This is a genomic window from Nostoc sp. PCC 9305, from assembly GCF_963920915.1.
Classification (GTDB): Bacteria; Cyanobacteriota; Cyanobacteriia; order Cyanobacteriales; family Nostocaceae; genus Nostoc.
On the sequence record NZ_CAWUDN010000134.1, the window covers coordinates 1 to 17,880 of the forward strand.

Sequence of the window (17,880 nt, forward strand, 5' to 3'; positions counted from 1 at the left end):
GGGGGGCAAAAAGCTCTCAAAGTCCCCCTTTTTAAGGGGGATTTAGGGGGATCTAGGACGATTTTGGTTTTCTAGAAAGATGTGTGTACACCGTAGCCATTTTGGGAGAGGGGCTGGGGGTGAGGGCATAGCCTAGGGTGTTGACTTTGATGAGATTTACCCATTTTTTATTCATACAGTTTTGGTGTCATCATCGGTGAACCAAATTTGCAGGAGTAATGAGTAATGAGTAAAATGAGCGTCGTTTCAATCCAATTGGAATACGCGATCGCCTCATGGCAAGACTTACCCACCAAGGGCAGAGTTGAAATGCTGCGCCTTTTAGCAGACGAGAACTTTAACAACCAAATTGTTCGGGGTATTCTTCGACGAAAATCTGAGATTGATATTGTTAGATAGGACTTACGCACGGGTAACGGAAAACGAACCACAGAGGGCGCAGAGTTCACGGAGGAATGAGAGTTTGAGAGGGTTTTTGCGTAAGTCCTAAAGGGTAAGGAATAAGAATTAAATAACATACAATTTATGTCTCTGCTTTACCTCACCCTCAATCCCTCTCCCTTATAAAGGCTACGGTGTACACACAAGTCTTTGAGAGTTGCCTCACAGCGTTTAGATCCCCCCTAACCCCCCTTAAAAAAGGGGGAACCAGAGTCAAAGTCCCCCAATTTATCGGGGGATTTAGGGGGATCTTCAACGATTTTGGTTTTATACAAAGATGTGTGTACACCGTAGCCGCTCTTCGGGAGGGGAGACAAAGCGTAGCTTTGGCGGGGTGGGGTTCTTTCTTATTTTTGATTTATGCAAGAGGTCTAATCTCGTTGCTCAATTCTTTTTTGCAGAAAAATGTCAGCCAATACAGTTCAGATAAACCCAAAACCCAGATGTAGAGACGCGATTTATCGCGTCTGAAAAGACCAATTATCTACACCAATAACCCTTAAACCAAGCGTATTGAACTATAAGCAAGATTAATTATTAGTTTTGTTCGCGTAAACTCTACGCGAACAAGTTAGTTTTTTATCTAAAGTCTAATACGTACTTTATATATAGGAATCCGCTTTGATTCCTGAAATTATTTGCGTAGGGAGGGAACAGGGAACGGGGAACAGGCAAGAAGGAATAAAAGTGTACTGAGTTTTTTTCAAAAATCAAATACGAGTCCTATAGATAGGTTAAAAGAAAAGCAATATATGCAGCAAAAAACAACATAGATATCGGATTTTATATTCATCCAACCCTAAAATAAAATCAGGACTTACGCAAAATCATGAAAAAACGAACCACAGAGGGCGCAGAGGACACGGAGAAATAAGAGTTTCAGAAAGCTCTTGCGTAAGTCCTATGTAACAACCGACCATTACTGTGCGTGCTTAACGAACGCTTGCTAAAAGTTCTCTCTTGAGAAACGCTAGGCGGGTATGTCATCATACTTAAATATGTTCTTTTTGGGTGCGTAAGCTGTTAATCGTTGCGGTTAAAACTAGGAGAATTGCCAAAACCAATACGGTATTTCTGAGCATTGAGTTATCAAAGTGTTTAAGTGCGATCGCTACTAATGCCCAGACTGTTACTCCTGTATAAGCGATGTCTCGACGCTGGATGACTATAACTGCTGCAACTGCTGTTGCTATCAATGCCATGATGAGAGTCCAGATTACAGCAGAAATCCCCCAACCGTTCCACCCGTGAAAATCCAAGGCACACGCTACATTGACAATGGTCGCCACGCTAATCCAACCTAGATAAATGCTAATTGGGAAGTGAATACACCATTTTTTCAGCCGAGGTACACGCGATTTGCCAATTTCTAACTGCACATAAACACCAATTAGCGGCAACAGAATCAAGAGCATTGCAATTATAGAAATAGCAAAAAACCGAGACAAAAACAGATACACCCAGATACTTTGAGCAACACAGGCGATCGCCAACAGATAACCTGTCTTACGTAAATCAGGCTCATCTCGTTGATTAGGTAGAACTTGGTATACCCCAAAAGCAAACAACCCCAGGTAAATCAGCCCCCAGATGGCAAAGGCGTAATTGGCAGGGATAATCAGGACATTTTTAAACAAAGTATTGGAAATTTCCCCGATGCTAAGTCCATTGAGCGGAAAAATGTTCGATACTACGTTGATAAAGAAAGCACCAAAGATTGCAGCCAAAGTAACAAGCTGCCGCCAAAGATCCCGGTAATTGCCTCTTGCGGACTGCTGCATAGGATGTTAACTCATAATCTTTTGTGCTTTCTTTCAGCTTACATCTGAAAAAGAGTGATGCTGCATATAAGCCACAGTCATATCTAGCAAGTTAATCAGGAGTTAAACTAATTATTGACCTCACTGCTTTTAAGATACTGTCCATGCAGCTACTTCAAACTACCGACAAAGATTTTTCTGCCAAATTCAAAACTCTTGTAAGCGATCGCCGGGAAGTTACAGTTGATGTTAGTGGGACAGTACGCGAGATTCTAGCTGATGTCAAAGTGCGTGGTGATGCCGCAGTTAAAGACTATACTAGCCGCTTCGATCGCAACAATCTCCAATCTTTGCATCTTAGCGAAACCTTTATTGCCGAACACGCAGCCCAATGTCCTGCCGATGTCTTGGCGGCGCTGGAATTTGCTGCTGAAAGGATTGTGGCTTTCCATCAAAAACAACTACCGCAAGATATTGGCTACACCGATGCAGTGGGGGTAAAACTGGGATTGAATTGGGTGGCGCTGTCGCAAGTGGGAATTTATGTACCAGGGGGACGGGCTAGCTATCCAAGTTCTTTGTTGATGAATGCTTTACCAGCCAAAATTGCTGGTGTTGAAAGAATTGTTATGACAGTACCGATGCCCGGTGGTGAGATTAATCCTGTTGTATTGGCTGCTGCTCAAGTTGCTGGTGTGACAGAAATATATGGCATTGGTGGGGCGCAAGCGATCGCAGCATTAGCTTATGGTACAGAAAGCATTGCCCCGGTAGATAAAATTGTTGGCCCTGGTAATGCTTATGTTGCTGAAGCCAAGCGCCAAGTCTTTGGCACTGTTGGCATTGATAGCATTGCTGGCCCTTCAGAAATTTTAGTGGTAGCCGACAGCCAAAACAACCCAGATTGGATTGCCTGGGATTTACTATCGCAAGCAGAACACGATCCTAATGCCCAATCAATCTTAATTACTGATTCCGAAATCTTCGCGCAACAAGTAATCAAGGCTGTTGAGAAAATTCTCACCGATTTACCCACCAGAAAAGTTGCCAGTGCAAGTTGGCAAAATTATGCAGCCGTGATTCTGGTTAGCGATTTAGCCGAGAGTATACCACTGCTCAATCAACTAGCTCCAGAACATGTGGAATTGTGTGTGGACAACCCGCAACTGCTTGCCAATCAAATTAAGTGTGCCGGCAGCGTGTTTTTAGGACGCTATACTCCAGAAGCGATTGGCGATTATTTAGGAGGCCCCAACCATGTACTGCCAACTGCCCGTTCTGCCCGCTTTGCTTCTGGTTTGAGTGTCTACGACTTTCTCAAACGAATTACTTTTTTAGAATGTGACAAACAATCATTACAGACGATAGGCAAAGCAGCTGTCACCTTAGCAGAAGCAGAAGGTTTGCCAGCCCATGCAGGTAGTGTATCTGTACGCTTGCAATAATCATAAATCATCACCAAGACGCAATAAATTGCCAGACTAATTATTGTAGAGACGGCGATTCATCGCGTCTCTTGCCTAAGAGGTTGTTTGAAAAGTGGTTGGCTGTGATTTTAGGCACTTATTGATCCCCCCAACCCCCCTTAAAAGGCAGGGCTGTTTCATTCCCTAAAAGGCGCTGATTTACAAGCGTTTCAACCAAAAAAACCAGGTGACTAAAAAATCTGATTGGGCAAGAAAATGGTGAACGCACTTAAATTTGCTGGTTGAGGTGGTAATTTTTCTTTATCCCACTCAAGCAAATTTCTGACTCATACTCTTGACAAAATCCCTAAGAGATCGAATGAAACAGCCCTGCCTTAAAAGGGGGGGCGAAACCTTTCAAAGTCCCCCTTTTTTAAGGGGGATTTAGGGGGATCTAGAATGTTTTGTTACCAAGAAAAGGACTTTTCAAACATCCTCTAAGAGCATGAGGGAGCATCTACATTTGACATTGATTACAGCAGTTTGCAACTAAATGAGGTACAGAACCAAGAATTCACAAACCAAATTATTCTTCTGCTTCCTGCCTCCTGCCTCCTGCCTTCTGCCTCCTGCCTCCTGCCTCAAAACCAGTGACTTTGTACCTCATGCAAAAGAAAACTGCTGTAAAAGGTTCTCGAATAAAATAGAGTGCATCGCGTTTTTGAACTTCCATACCGCCTCTATTCCAGCTTCCCCAACGAGTTATAAATTTTTTCTTGCGATCGCGACGTTCAATCGCAACAGTAAAATTATTACGGAGTTCCCGATAACATCCATCTAAATTCGTCAAGGTCAAATCCAGTGCTGGGATATTAAATTTATTCTCCCCTTTATTGACAACAAAGAATCCTTCACTGCCCCGCTCCATGCCATAAAGTTTCCTGGGAAAACCTCAAATTCTTCTTTGTCGATTTCTGCGATCGCTTATACGAAGGCAAGAGGTAGGAAACACGATAGTAGTCGCTACAGACTTGAGAGTAGTTGCTCAGTGACTAAGGAGCAGAGGGAAAGAGACTATTGCTTTGCTGTGCTACTTAGCATTAGCTTGGCAACATTCTATTAAAGGTTGTTTAGCTAAATTCTCTAAATCTACGGATTGAAGCAAATTCATCCACTCCACCGCTAGAGTTGGATCTTCAGGTTTGCTAAGACGTAATTCAGCCAAAGTAGTCACAGCATCGTACCAAATACCATTCTCGGCATAAAGGTTTACCCGTTGCTGAGGAGTTGCTTGCTTCAAGCTATCTACTAATTTAGGATTTGGATTGACCCGTTGCACCCATCCTTCCACATACTCTCGTTCTGGAGGTTGTTGGGGATTGCAAATGACTTTTATCTTAAAAAACCAGTGATACATCTTGTCTACTTGCAATGGGTTTTCATTTAAGCGAATGCTAACAATTCCTGGTACTTCTGGTATTGTTACTATTGTTCGGTAAAGAGTTTGGCTTGATTTACCTGACTCATCTTTGACAGCAAACTCAATGGAGTCAATTAGAGACTTTTGATAGGGGACAAAAAACCAAAAAGTTGGATATTCCTCATTCGTCATGCCCCAAACTTTAGTAACAGCAACAGCTTCTCTTTGCCCTTGATTTAATGTCTGTTTATATACAGGTGTAAGTGCAACTATAGACTGATTTCCAACACCACAACCACGACTTGCAGCCCCTCCGCGATCGCCTGCTGCACCCCTGTCTGGAGGAGGCGGAGGAGGCGAAAATTTCTTAGGAGCGGCCGCAACTGGTGTCATCCAAATCATGGGAGAATAGCCGATAATTCCCCACAAAGTCATTCCCACTGCCGCGATGATTTGTATTTTTTGCCAATAACTTTTCATCTGAATTCTGACTCCTGAATTCTGACTTCTTCAATATTAATTTTTAAATTTCATGTTTAAGTAAGTTGTAGCTATTAAACTATTAACTACTAAAGCCAACATAGCAGGAATTAGCGGAACCCAACAACTATATACAATTAAAAATATAAAACAGCTAACGTATAAACTGATAATGGCTATTCCTCCTGCCAAGCTTAAGTAAATGAATCGGTGCAGATAAGCAGTAAATAAACCGCCTAAAAAAGACCAACCCCAAACCCAAATTACCTCACCCCAAAGCGGCCAAGTCCACAACAGAGGTTGTCCGTCTAAAGCAGCCCTGAGCAGTTGATTGACCATTTGGGCTTGTAAAAACACTCCTGGTATTGCCTGTAATTTTCCTTGAGGAGTGATGTAGGGAGTTAACCAGTAATCACCAAAAGTTTCTGCTGTTGTGCCAATAATGACTATTTTACCTTTGACTGCATCGGCATTGAGCTTACCCCTTAACACTTGTTGCAAGGTCATACTTGGTGCAATCGCTTCTGGTGAAGGAGAAGAACGATAATTTAATAAAATTTGGTGTCCAAAAGCATCAACCCTTTGATAACCTCCAGCATGAGCTTCTATTGGTTTAAATGTCACCTTCCCTAATCGCCATGCGCCATCAGGGGTAAATTGCAACCGAATTCCCTTTGCGTACAGGTAACGCAGCGCCAGCTGTACATTCAAGGCATAGTGCGCAGTACAAGGAGATGAGGGCGCAGGAGTTAACGCTAACAGATGGCGACGCACAACATTATCTGAATCTATGGCAATATCGCTAAAACCTAGATTGTGTGAAGAAAGTTCTGGGGGTGGTTTCACACCTGGTTTTCCGGCTTGAGAATCGCTGAGTTGACACACTCCCACAAAGCGATCGCTTTTTCGCATCCTTGCTGCCAATGCTGGATAATTTTTATCCACTGGATAATCTCGGTATATATCCAAACCAATAACTTGTGCTTGATATGCCTCTAATTTTTCTAACAGTTTGGCAAGTGATTTGTCTGACAGCGAACCTTGAGGTTTTTCCGGTTTTTGCGCCTGGACATCTTCTTCAGTCACAGTGACAATCAGTAGGCGTGAATCTGGTTTTTCAGGAGGACGCAAGCGTACCAGTTGGTCAAATGCACTTAACTCTAATGTTTGCAGCACACCCAAATACCTTACCCCGATTAATATTACGGTTACTACCATGCTCGTCAGTAATATTAATGAGAAGCCAAGTCGATTTGTGGTTCCTCTAACAGGCGTGGTTTGAGACAAAGATGCAGCAATATTGGGTGTATTTCTAAACAATTCCCGCCAATTCAACGGCATCTCAGCCGGATTTTGAAAGATGACAGGCAACCATGTAGCGCAGGGAAATTGGTTTTCTAACCCCTGTAATCTTTCTCGTGCTTCCCTGACGGCTAAATACAACGAGCCTCCCCGCGCAAAGGCTTCTAAAAAATACTTTAAAAACTGTTGCGCCACGCGATCGGGTACAGGTTCTCGCATGACGATAATTTGGGGAATATGTAAATCTGCAAACTCCCATGCCAATCCCAAGCCATCACAAGAATTGAAAATCGCTAGTTTTAGACCTCGTTCGACTGCCTTTTTCAAGGCATACTTTAACTGGCTAATTGTTAAACTTTCTGTTTGATTGATGTAGATTTTTCCTGTTTGATTCGTTTCCTGAGTGGAACTATGTCCGGCGAAAAATAGAATCTGCCAATTCTGCTCCCATAGTTGGTCAGTCAGGTCAAGGCATTGTGGTTCAACTAAAAAAGTGATATCTGTATTGGGTAACAAATTAAGTAGCGCCTGGTCTGCTTTGGTATCAATACCTTGACTGTTACCCAAAATCGCCAAGATTTTTACTTTGTCGGATGTAGTTGCTATGCGGTTAAGGTTGACTTGTTCGTAGCCAGGAGCGCTCAGTGCTATTTCCGCCTGGGGATAGCGTTCTATCAAATCCCAAAGATGCCAGGGAAATTTCTGTAATCGCAAGTCTTTGGTTTGTAAAAGCATCCGAATATTATCCGCAAGCATGAGTTTTTCTAACAATTTCTCGCGGATAGAACGAAAGGAATCGGAAGCAAGCCAAGTATTAAAACTTACTTTAAATTCCTCACTCACCTGCTGGCAGTATTCTAGGCTGGGGGCTTGGTTAAGTTCTTTAGCTAAACCAATCGGACGAGATGGCAGCCTTAAATTACGATAAATAGATTGCCAACGATGATAATCGCGGAGAATTTCCGGGTTGGGGGGAAGTTCACCTGTGATTTCCACAGTTGGGCGGACATTTTCATCGCCAATCTGTAGGGTTACGGTAAACCCTTGTTCAAAGTTTCCCTCCCCTAACTTTAAGATGATTAACTTGTCCACAGCTAGTTCTCCCTAGATGTTGAGTGTACCCGTAGGGGCAGGACACTGCCCATTGGTGTCAACTTAAGCTCAAACCCTTGTATCACATACGTTTTATTCCACCCTAACCCTCCCCTTGGAAAGGCTACGGTGTACACACAAGTCTTTAAGAGTTGCCCCATAAGCTTTTGATCCCCTCAACCCCCCTTAAAAGGGAGGCAAAACCTCTCAAAGTCCTCCTTTTTAAGGAGGATTTAGGAGGATCTACAACATTTGGAACTCGATTTCCGGCTTCCCCCCCTTTACAAGGGAGAATTGAGGGGGGAAATTTGACTTGTGTGTACACCGTAGCCCCAAGGCATCGGGGAGGGGCGGTTTTGGGTTTAGACAAAACCGGGGTGAGGTGACGCTGTGAGTAACCATAAGTGAATGAACTCAAGATCACGTCCTGACAAGGGTTTCAAGTTAAATTGACACGAATAGGCACTGCCGTGCCCTTACACCCTGCTATATATATCTTGGTTGCTAAGTAGGTTGTTGTGTGTTGTGAAATTCAGTTTAAGAGTAAATAATAAAGGCAAAACGTGAAGATTTTTGAAGGTAAAACTTAAAACCGCAAAATTTCTCGGTCATAGTCTTCAGGTGTGGGTTCTATTTCCCAAACCAATCCTTCTCCTAGTTCCAAAATTACTTCCAAATACAACATATCTACAGGAGTTGTTGCCGTATCTTCATTATTTTCAAAAGCTTGTAAGTCTTCCGTTAGTAGTCGGAGCTTAAACCCAGCCGGAATTTGACCATCAAGAGTTGTACTTCGCAATTCAAAACGCCAAACATAATCCTCAGAAGCGCTTTTTGGGAAAATGCGTAACTCGTATGTTTGCTCTGCAATGATTATTTGCCGAGACAAGCCGAGAACTGGTTCTGCACTCCGCATTCCCACAGCTACTACAACGAATTCTCTTTTTTCCCATCCCCACTGTTGAGCTAAATTGGCTACTCCTGTTTGCAACCATTGCGGAATCGATCGCTGTATGAGTAAACCCTGACGCAGTTCATACAACTTTTTTCGCCAACCGCTATGTGCCAAGAGCGCACCCCAGAGTGAAAATGGAACTGCCAAACGCGGGAATTTTACATCGCGATCGCCCAATCTTTCTAAGAGGTTTTCTGCCTGGGTTTTGCTAATAGAATCTAAAGGTGCAATCTCAGCACGTAAGGCTTCTAGCTGATTAAGTTGGCGTGTAACCCACAGCACATTAATATCTGGAATTAAATCTTCTTTTTCCAAGCTGTAAGTGCGATCGCCAGCATCATAAACCCCTTTTGTTTTGAGAATTTGATGGGTTGTATAGCCAAAAATCTTCATCCAGCCATCATCGGGATTGACTTGTACTGCTATGTAATAGTCAGCAACCCACTCTGGTATATCTACCCATTCTTGCGGTACGCGTAACTCATCGTCATCTATCGCGAGGGTGGGAATTAATACCAGGCGATCGCGATCGAAAGTAATAGCTGTGCCATTGACTACTTCCCAAAAACTCGGCAGTGCCGCACTGTTAGGATAAACCCTGGCGGTGGGAGCAATTTCCTCCTGGAACCAAGGCAAAAATGCTTGCAAGCATTTTTGATTTATCCACCCACGTTGACAAGCACCAGCTGTTGAGTATGGTTGTTCTTGCACTTCTGGAAATTGAGTAATTTCCAAGTATAAATGCTGTGAGTCAATAGTGAATGGGGCAGGTAGGTTCAACATAAATAATTTTAGAATGGCTCCATATAAAGGCCATATTTTAGGGAGACGGGAGAGACAAAATTATTTCTTGTCTACTGATTGAATCTGGGTATGGCTATATTGAACTTTGAGCCATTCCTCTAAACTTGTGTTTATAGCATCTACTACGTCGGATTTAGGGGAAATATGCAAGGTGTTTTGACTCCATTGCGTGAGAGTCAGGAGCAATGACTTTTTAATGCTGCTCAGGCGACGGGAAACAGTATATTGCTTAATTTCTAACTGGGCAGCAATTTCTTGTTGAGTCAGTTGTTGAACGTAGTAAGCTAGTAGTACTTTTTGGGACTCAGTATCGAGTGCAGCGATCGCTTCGGACAAAACTTGATTTAACTGAGCTTGCTGCGATCGCATATTCACAGCTTCTTCCTGCTCAATAATTTCCGTTAGTAAAGATGTTTGCAAATCTACAGGCAATATATCTAATAAATTACCCTCATCTTCTTTGAGGGGAGCGTCTGCGGAAACAATCTGAGGATAGTGGAAAGTACGGGCAGCTTTAGCAGCAGATAATACCCAGGTTTCTATAGTTTGCTGGTTGATTGCGGCAGTCGGCGAACTCAATCGGCTGAAACGTTCTGCATTATAAAGATGACTAATAGCCTCCCAAGTTTGAGCATCTGGTTTGGTCAGCTGACGAATTTTTGTATTGTCACCCGTGTAGAGTTCCTTAAAGCATTCCCAGGCTAAAACATAACTCTCGATACTTTCTTTGTTAAATCCGGCATTTTGTAATGACTGCACTAGTCGTTTGCGGCTGAGTTTATGCAATAATGCCCAGTCTGAGCAAATGTCTGTTTCCCGATGCAAGCGCAGTGCATCTTTGATAATCGATTCAAAAGTTAATTGTGCATAGGCTTTTAAATGCGAACTGTATTGAGGGTTGAAATTTTTTAGTATTTTGTTAATATGAGCGATCGCCATCTGAAAACAGTCTGCTACAGACGACTGCGTGGGAAAGTTGAGGGCAAATTTTCTGGCAGTCCAATAGCACACCTCTTGTAAGTAAGCAGAAAGATGTGCCAGTGCCACAGCACTAGATTCAGTCTGCCAAGCTTTATACCAGTAAAGTGCCCAAAAGGTATCTGATTTCTCAGTTGACGACTCTAGGCAAACTTTCATACTGCGTCGCAGTTTGGCATCTGTTGCCCAACCACTAAATTGATCTACATCAAATTGCACAAAGGTAGAAAAGATTTCAACAATGCCCTGTCGGGGTTGCATGGAATACTTGCCGCTGTTTGAAACATAGCCGATTTCAATTATACAACAATATAGCCAAAAGCTAATTCCTTACTGCGTAAGGATTTTACAGATTTTTCAAAAATTTTCCGATCCAAGTGCATAAAGACTAAAAGTCATCGTAGAGAGTGATATGCAGAGAAGTTCATTTAAAAAGATGCTTTCTTTGGGGAATAGCGGAATCATTGAATAAGTTCGTCAAATACAGAACAAAATTTCGATAGTTACATCTGCAAATTTATCCCACAAATATGCAACTTCTTAAAAGTTACCTAATTATCTCTGCATCACCTAATTAACAAAGAGAGAAAAACCATGTTAACTAATCAAAGCTGTCTAGAATCTTTTGGTTTAATTGAAGAACTTGACGAACAAGCTGCTGAAACAATTAGTGGCGGTTACGAAGTTTTTGAAGTTAAAAACAAAACGGGATACAATATCCCCTACACAGTCGATGGTAAAACAACAGGCGATCCATCACCTGGCTCCGATCGGATATGGACTGCGTACAGTGGAGGAATCATTGAATTTGACGCTGACGGTCGAACTGGCTACCAGCTATACAAAAAATACGATTTGGTCGAAGGAGGAGTGTATGAGTTCCAAGACAACATAAAAACTGATGGCAATCCCTATGATATCGATCTCTATCGGGTAGCTTAATCCGCAATTTTCAAGTGGATTTACTGATTTGAATTTTTGAGGTTAGATTGTCCTATCTCGGTTCAGATCAAAGAGCTAACTACTCAAAAATCTGGGCTAAAAAGCTGAATACAATATAAGGTCGGGGCAAGTGCCCCGATTTTTTTATGCATAAGGATTTGCCAGATTTTTCAAAATAATTATACTCCAAGTGCATAAAAACTAAAAGTAGTCGTAAAGAGGGTTATGGCAAGCACAATGACTTTTTAGCGCGTCACCCAAGCTATCAAAAGTCTGAACTGCAACTTCTTAAAAGTTGCCTAATTATCTCTGCATGACCTAATTAACAAAGAGAGAAAAGCCATGTTAACTAATCAAAGCTGCCTAGAATCTTTTGGTTTAATTGAAGAACTTGACAAACAAGCTACTGAAACAATTAGTGGCGGCTACGGGGTTTTTGAAATTAAAAACAAAACGGTATATAATGTCCCCTACGCTATCGATGGTACAGTAACAGGCGATCCATCACCTGGCTCCGATCGTATATGGACTGTGTTCAGTGGAGATGGATTAACCATTGAATTTGATGCTGACGTTAGAATTGACTACATAAAATTAAAAAAATACAATTTGGCCGATGGAGGAGTATATGAGTTTCAAAACAACTTAAATACTGACAATCCATATGATATCGATCTCTATTCCGTAGAACCTATCCCACTATTCTAAAAATACCTACTTCTTTTTGTAAAATGTGCCTGAAAACCTTGATTTTTCGTTTTCAGGCTAATGTGCAATTTGAAAAAAATATTTACAAAATCACTGCCTAAACTCCAAATTATGGGTGGTGGATATTTGAATCGAATTCTTCAGCGCAAATGCTGAAATAAACAAGCTGTCACAAATCTGGGCTGACAAGCTAAACACTCCCATAAGTCTGATTTAAAAGCCCCGACCTTCTTTCTTCGCTACCAAAAAGCTTGAATATGAAATACCAAATAGTCCTCCAACACACTGAAGAAGACTGCGGTGCTGCAAGTCTTGCAACTATTGCCAAACACTACGGACGCACATTTACCCTCAACCGCGTTCGAGAAGCCGTAGGTACTGGTTCTAGAGGAACATCCTTGCTGGGATTGAAGCGGGGTGCAGAAGTGCTAGGATTCAACGCCCGCCAAGTAAAAGCTAGTCCCCAATTAATCGACCAATTAGATCAAGCTCCCTTACCAGCAGTTATCCACTGGAAAGGCTACCACTGGGTCGTATTATACGGGCAAAAAGGCAAAAAATACGTCATCGCCGACCCTGGTGTTGGTATTCGTCATCTTACCCGTCAAGAGTTAATGGCGGGTTGGAATAATGGCGTCATGTTACTGCTGACTCCAGACGACAGTCGTTTTTATCAACAAGAATCAGATAAAATCGGCGGACTGGGAAGATATCTGCAACGGGTTTGGCCCTATCGTTCTATTCTCGCCCAAGCGATCGCTATTAACATCGCTATTGGACTACTTTCTTTGGCATCTCCCTTCATGATGCAACTCCTCACCGATGATGTCTTAGTACGAGGTGATACCCAACTACTAACCACCGTCGCCATTGGCGTTATCGCCATGAACTTAATTAGAAGCGCCATTAGTTTAGTCCAATCTCACCTCATCGGTCACTTCGGTCAAAGATTGCAATTAGGACTAATCCTAGAATACGGACGCAAACTCTTACATTTACCCTTATCTTACTTTGAAGGACGACGCAGTGGGGAAGTTGTCAGCCGTATTGCTGATGTCAAAGCCATCAATAACTTAGTTTCCCAAATTGTCCTCGGATTACCTAGTCAATTCTTTATTGCGGTAATTTCCTTGGGTTTTATGCTCTTTTACAGTTGGGAACTAACTCTCGCTTCCATAGTTGCATTTATGGTTGTCACGGGTGTTAACCTGCTTTTCTTACCCGCGATGCGCCAGAAAACTCGGAATTTAATTATTTCTGGTACAGAAAACCAAGGTTTTTTGGTAGAAACATTTCGCGGCATCCAAGTATTAAAAACTACCCAAGCCACTCCCCAAGCTTGGTCAGAATACCAAGGGAATTATGGTCGGCTTGCCAACTTGGGCTGGAGTATGATGAAATTGGGACTGTATAGCAGTACAGTTACTGGGATTCTTTCTACCTTCATTAGTATTGGCATCCTTTGGATGGGTAGCTATTTAGTCATTAATCGCACCTTAACAATCGGTCAATTAATGGCATATAACGGCATGAGTGGCAACTTTCTCGGATTCTTAGGTGCTGCCATCGGCTTAGTAGATGAGTTTATCACAGCCCAGATAGTCCTTCAACGGATGACAGAAGTTATTGACGCTACCCCAGAGTCCGAAAATGACTTTAAAAAGCCTTGGGCACAAATTCCTGGAAATGCAGATATTACTTGCACTGAATTGAACTTTCATCACGCAGGTAGAGTTGACCTTCTCCAAGATTTTTCCTTAACTATTCCTGGCGGTAAAGTTATTGCTTTAATTGGCAAATCTGGCTGTGGTAAAAGTACCCTGGCAAAATTGCTGACTGGCTTATATAAAGTCGAGTCTGGGAATATTCGTTATGGTTTTTATAATCAGCAAGACTTATCCTTAGAATGTTTGCGTCAACAAGTGGTATTAGTTCCTCAAGAACCCCACTTTTGGAGCCGTTCGATTATTGATAACTTCAACTTTAGCTATCCCCATATTAGTTTTGAAGAAATTGTCAAAGCTTGTCAAATTGCAGGTGCAGATGAATTTATTAGCAAACTCCCTGATAAATATCAAACTGTTTTAGGAGAATTTGGGGCAAATCTTTCTGGTGGACAACGCCAAAGATTAGCCATAGCCAGAGCCATAGTTACTCAGCCACCAGTCTTAATTTTAGATGAATCCACGGGCGCACTCGACCCAGTAAGCGAAAGACAAGTATTAGATAGACTTTTATCCCATCGTCACAATCAAACGACTATTTTAATTAGTCACCGTCCCAAGGTAATACAGAGAGCTGATTTAATTGTATTTTTAGAACAAGGACGCTTAAAAATCCAAGGTACACCAGAAGAATTGCGCTCTTTACCTGGCGAACATTTAGATTTCTTAGATGATATTTTCCCCTCTCAGAATGCCTTGGCGCTGACATCTTCTCCGGTTCATCGTAACGGTAAGTCTGCTGCCATTAATTAAGATAATTCGTAATTCGTAATTCGTAATTCGTAATTAGTAATTCGTAATTGGTATGACATCATGGTTAGCAACACAAATTTTCTTCCCCCAATTCAAACAAACGAATTCCTCCCACCAATTACTCGTTGGACAACATGGGGCGGCATGTTTATTCTCTGCGTTCTCGGATTAGCTGGGCCACTTGCTGCTATTAGTAAGTATAAGGTTACAGTCCAAGCACAGGCGGTTGTGCGTCCGGCGGGTGAATTGCGAATTGTGCAAGCGGCGACTGAAGGTCAGGTTATGCACATTTATGTCAAAGAAAATCAACTTATCAAAAAAGGAGATGCGATCGCAACTATCGATGATTCCCGTCTGCAAACCAAAAAGAGCCAATTGCAAACTAGTATTCAACAATCTAGGTTACAATTAGTGCAAATCAATGCCCAGATTAGTTCCCTTAATAGCCAGATTCAAGCCGAAACTGACCGCCTTAACCGGATTATTACTGGCGCTCAAGCCGAATTGAGCGGCCGCCGTCGGGAATATCAAGATAAAAATCTTACCACTGTTTCCGAACTCCAAGAAGCTGATGCTAACGTCAAAATTGCTGAAAAAGAATTGCTGGCTGGGGAAGCACAGTTAAAAACAACACAAGCAAATCTCCATGCTGCTGAAGCTGCATTAGGTGTTGCCCAGTCAAAACAGAAACGATATGAAAGTGTAGCCAACCAAGGGGCGCTATCTCAGGATCAATTGGAAGAAGCACAATTATCTGCTAGACAGCAAGAGCAAGCGGTAAAGGCGCAACAAGCAGCAGTGGAGGCGCAAAAACAGACAATTGAACGGTTACAACAAGCGGTATCTGCTGTGATTGCCAGAAGACAACGCGCCCAAGTTGCCGTCAATCCGAGTAATGCAGCAGTAACTGTTGCTACTGAGCGAATCGCTCAAGAAAAAGCCGGAGGGGAAAGCAACAAAGCAACAATAGAAAAGGAACGCCAAGCCTTAGTTAAGCAACGGATTGAAATTGAAAAGCAGTTAGAGCGCGATACCAGCGAACTCAAACAAGCCAAAATAGATTTAGCTCAAACTGCGATCGCAGCTACCGCCGATGGTATCATTTCCCAACTAAATCTGCGAAACCCAGGTCAAAGTGTGCGTGCTGGCGAGGAAGTATTGCAAATTGTCCCCTCTGATGCGCCTCAAGTTTTGAAAGCTGCGGTGGCATCTGAAGATCAAAGTAAGTTAAAAATTGGTCAAAAAGTCCAAATGCGGGTCAGCGCTTGTCCTTACCCAGATTATGGTACTCTTGATGGTAAAGTGCAGACGATTTCTCCAGATGCGATCGCTCCTCAAAAGAATGGCACAAATACATCGATGAATGGGACTACTAGCCCAAAAGCTACTGCGCCTGGTGCTTTTTATGAAGTTACAATTGAACCGGAAACTCTGGTTTTAGGTAAAGGGAAAAACCAGTGTCATATTCAATTGGGCATGGAAGGTAGGGTTGATATTATTTCCCGCGAAGAAACTGTGCTGCAATTCTTCCTTCGTAAGGCGAGGTTGATTAGTGATTTGTAACTTTGTCTTTTGGGAAGTATTACCTAATTTTAAGTTTTTAAAACTTTACTTTCATCTAGTGAAAATATCTGCTGAAATTAATTGTAGAAAAATTCATCGGGACGGCTAGCTGAAAACCATTAAAGATATAACTTAAGGCCGTGGCGTAATACAATTGCATATTCACAGGTAGGAAATGAGCAAGCGAGGCTGGTTCTGATATGACAACCTGTAAAGATAGGAATTGGCACTCAGATTTATTAGAAGTTTTTGGGATTATTGGAGTGCTTGCTCACGGCATATTTTGTTCTGAAAATCACGCCTTAGCCCAGATTACGCCTGATGGAACATTGGATAATAACTCTTCAACGATCGCTCCCAATGTCAATATTAAAGGTAATGCTGCTGACCGGATTGATGGTGGAGCAACTCGCGGTGCAAACCTGTTCCATAGTTTCCAGGAATTCAATGTTGGAGAATCTCAACGAGTTTATTTTGCCAATCCCACGGGAATCTCCAATATTCTTACACGAGTGACGGAAAGTAATATCTCGAATATTCTCGGTACTTTGGGGGTGAATGGTGGTGCAAATTTGTTTTTGATCAATCCCAATGGCATCTTTTTTGGACAGAATGCACGTTTGGATGTACCGGGTTCGTTTGTGGCGAGTACGGCGAATTCTTTTGTGTTTGGCAATGGCTTGGAATTTAGTGCAACAAATCCTCAGACTCCTTCCTCGTTACTAACAGTTAATCCTTCCGCTTTGCTATTTAATCAACTTCCGGCTGGCAGAATTGAAAACAGGTCAATTGCACCAGCTGGAATAGATGCCGCAGGTTTTAATGTATATGGTTTACGAGTAGGAGATGGTAAAAGTCTGCTGCTAGTGGGTGGTAATGTCATAATAGATGGCGGCCAATTAAATGCTTATGGTGGGAGAGTTGAATTAGGGGGGTTAGCAGCAGTTGGAAATGTCAATCTTCTTTTTAATGGCGATAATCTCAGCTTGAAATTTCCTCTTAATGTGACTCGTGCTTTTGTATCGCTTACCAATCAAGCGCGTGTGTATGTAGAAGCTGCTGGTGGCGGTGATATTGCGATTGATGCCCGCAATATAGATATTTTGGGAGGGAGTCAGCTTTCTGCTGGTATCGCCTATGGTTTGGGTCAACCAGAGGCGACTGCGGGGGATATCACGCTTAATGCTACGGGGGAAATCCAAGTTGCTGACTCTGGGAGTAGGATTCTCAATCTTGTGAGTCAGGATTCAAAAGGCAATGGCGGTAACATTACTATCGATTCTGGTGACTTCTCATTACGAGACGGCGCTCAACTTCAAGCCTTAACTTCAGGAGTGGGGAATGCAGGGAATGTGACAGTGAATGCAAGAAATGCTGTTGACCTTGCAGGTAACGCTGCTATCTTCAGCACCGTAGAAGCAGGAAGCGTAGGTAAAGGAGGCAATATCAACATTAATGCTACAACACTGTCACTCACTGATGGCGCTCGACTTTCTACCTCAACTTCAGGAGTGGGGAATGCGGGGAATGTGACAGTGGGTGCAAAAAATGC

Annotated in this window: 13 protein-coding genes; 7 read left to right on the forward strand and 6 right to left on the reverse strand. The window is 42.5% G+C overall.

Annotation, left to right across the window (positions count from 1 at the left end; all coding sequences use genetic code 11):
- Positions 1 to 225: 225 nt before the first annotated feature.
- A complete protein-coding gene (locus tag ACM0OX_RS31575; protein WP_414517782.1) occupies positions 226 to 399 on the forward strand; it encodes a hypothetical protein in 174 nt (57 codons plus the stop codon).
- 1,034 nt (positions 400 to 1,433) lie between these two features.
- Here the strand turns inward: ACM0OX_RS31575 and ACM0OX_RS31580 are convergent.
- Positions 1,434 to 2,222 carry a tryptophan-rich sensory protein gene (locus ACM0OX_RS31580; RefSeq protein ID WP_414518921.1) on the reverse strand — a complete coding sequence of 263 codons (789 nt, stop codon included), beginning with the start codon at positions 2,220 to 2,222 and terminating at the stop codon, positions 1,434 to 1,436.
- Positions 2,223 to 2,365: 143 nt separating this feature from the next.
- On the opposite strand from ACM0OX_RS31580, the gene hisD reads away from it, so the two are divergent.
- Positions 2,366 to 3,646 (forward strand): histidinol dehydrogenase, encoded by a 1,281-nt coding sequence (gene hisD, locus ACM0OX_RS31585; RefSeq protein WP_414518922.1) that lies wholly within the window; start codon positions 2,366 to 2,368, stop codon positions 3,644 to 3,646.
- Positions 3,647 to 4,193: 547 nt separating this feature from the next.
- On the opposite strand, the gene ACM0OX_RS31590 is transcribed toward hisD, so the two are convergent.
- The 5 genes from ACM0OX_RS31590 to ACM0OX_RS31610 form a co-directional block, all read right to left on the reverse strand.
- Entirely contained in the window at positions 4,194 to 4,535 is a 342-nt protein-coding gene (locus tag ACM0OX_RS31590) for a hypothetical protein (RefSeq protein ID WP_414518923.1), read from the reverse strand.
- Positions 4,536 to 4,697: 162 nt separating this feature from the next.
- A complete protein-coding gene (locus tag ACM0OX_RS31595; protein ID WP_414518924.1) occupies positions 4,698 to 5,507 on the reverse strand; it encodes a DUF928 domain-containing protein in 810 nt (269 codons plus the stop codon).
- Between the two features lie 36 nt (positions 5,508 to 5,543).
- Positions 5,544 to 7,901, reverse strand: coding sequence for a CHASE2 domain-containing protein (locus tag ACM0OX_RS31600; protein ID WP_414518925.1), 2,358 nt, complete (start codon positions 7,899 to 7,901; stop codon positions 5,544 to 5,546).
- Positions 7,902 to 8,487: 586 nt separating this feature from the next.
- Complete coding sequence (locus tag ACM0OX_RS31605; protein WP_414518926.1) at positions 8,488 to 9,639, reverse strand: DUF1822 family protein; 1,152 nt, start codon at positions 9,637 to 9,639, stop codon at positions 8,488 to 8,490.
- Positions 9,640 to 9,699: 60 nt separating this feature from the next.
- Positions 9,700 to 10,899: a sigma-70 family RNA polymerase sigma factor gene (locus ACM0OX_RS31610; protein WP_414518927.1), complete on the reverse strand. Its 1,200-nt coding sequence runs from the start codon at positions 10,897 to 10,899 to the stop codon at positions 9,700 to 9,702.
- A 333-nt stretch (positions 10,900 to 11,232) separates the two neighbouring features.
- On the opposite strand from ACM0OX_RS31610, the gene ACM0OX_RS31615 reads away from it, so the two are divergent.
- From ACM0OX_RS31615 to ACM0OX_RS31635, 5 genes are all read left to right on the forward strand, one after another.
- Positions 11,233 to 11,580, forward strand: a complete 348-nt coding sequence (locus ACM0OX_RS31615) for a hypothetical protein (protein ID WP_414518928.1) — start codon at positions 11,233 to 11,235, stop codon at positions 11,578 to 11,580.
- A gap of 342 nt (positions 11,581 to 11,922) precedes the next feature.
- A complete protein-coding gene (locus tag ACM0OX_RS31620) occupies positions 11,923 to 12,288 on the forward strand; it encodes a hypothetical protein (protein ID WP_414518929.1) in 366 nt (121 codons plus the stop codon).
- A 257-nt stretch (positions 12,289 to 12,545) separates the two neighbouring features.
- Positions 12,546 to 14,765: a peptidase domain-containing ABC transporter gene (locus ACM0OX_RS31625; RefSeq protein ID WP_414518930.1), complete on the forward strand. Its 2,220-nt coding sequence runs from the start codon at positions 12,546 to 12,548 to the stop codon at positions 14,763 to 14,765.
- Between the two features lie 60 nt (positions 14,766 to 14,825).
- Positions 14,826 to 16,328, forward strand: coding sequence for an HlyD family efflux transporter periplasmic adaptor subunit (locus ACM0OX_RS31630; RefSeq protein ID WP_414518931.1), 1,503 nt, complete (start codon positions 14,826 to 14,828; stop codon positions 16,326 to 16,328).
- Between the two features lie 200 nt (positions 16,329 to 16,528).
- Positions 16,529 to 17,880 (forward strand): filamentous hemagglutinin N-terminal domain-containing protein (locus ACM0OX_RS31635; RefSeq protein WP_414518932.1); only part of this gene is annotated, 1,352 nt, incomplete at its 3' end.

What these genes read in the sequence shown, in the direction of transcription:
- ACM0OX_RS31580 (WP_414518921.1), bottom strand. Translation starts at nt 2,222, where the DNA reads ATGCAGCAGTCCGCAAGAGGCAATTACCGGGATCTTTGGCGGCAGCTT.
- ACM0OX_RS31620 (WP_414518929.1), top strand. Translation starts at nt 11,923, where the DNA reads ATGTTAACTAATCAAAGCTGCCTAGAATCTTTTGGTTTAATTGAAGAA.
- ACM0OX_RS31630 (WP_414518931.1), top strand. Translation starts at nt 14,826, where the DNA reads ATGGTTAGCAACACAAATTTTCTTCCCCCAATTCAAACAAACGAATTC.
- hisD (WP_414518922.1), top strand. Translation starts at nt 2,366, where the DNA reads ATGCAGCTACTTCAAACTACCGACAAAGATTTTTCTGCCAAATTCAAA.
- ACM0OX_RS31605 (WP_414518926.1), bottom strand. Translation starts at nt 9,639, where the DNA reads ATGTTGAACCTACCTGCCCCATTCACTATTGACTCACAGCATTTATAC.
- ACM0OX_RS31610 (WP_414518927.1), bottom strand. Translation starts at nt 10,899, where the DNA reads ATGCAACCCCGACAGGGCATTGTTGAAATCTTTTCTACCTTTGTGCAA.
- ACM0OX_RS31595 (WP_414518924.1), bottom strand. Translation starts at nt 5,507, where the DNA reads ATGAAAAGTTATTGGCAAAAAATACAAATCATCGCGGCAGTGGGAATG.
- ACM0OX_RS31590 (WP_414518923.1), bottom strand. Translation starts at nt 4,535, where the DNA reads ATGGAGCGGGGCAGTGAAGGATTCTTTGTTGTCAATAAAGGGGAGAAT.
- ACM0OX_RS31575 (WP_414517782.1), top strand. Translation starts at nt 226, where the DNA reads ATGAGTAAAATGAGCGTCGTTTCAATCCAATTGGAATACGCGATCGCC.
- ACM0OX_RS31625 (WP_414518930.1), top strand. Translation starts at nt 12,546, where the DNA reads ATGAAATACCAAATAGTCCTCCAACACACTGAAGAAGACTGCGGTGCT.
- ACM0OX_RS31615 (WP_414518928.1), top strand. Translation starts at nt 11,233, where the DNA reads ATGTTAACTAATCAAAGCTGTCTAGAATCTTTTGGTTTAATTGAAGAA.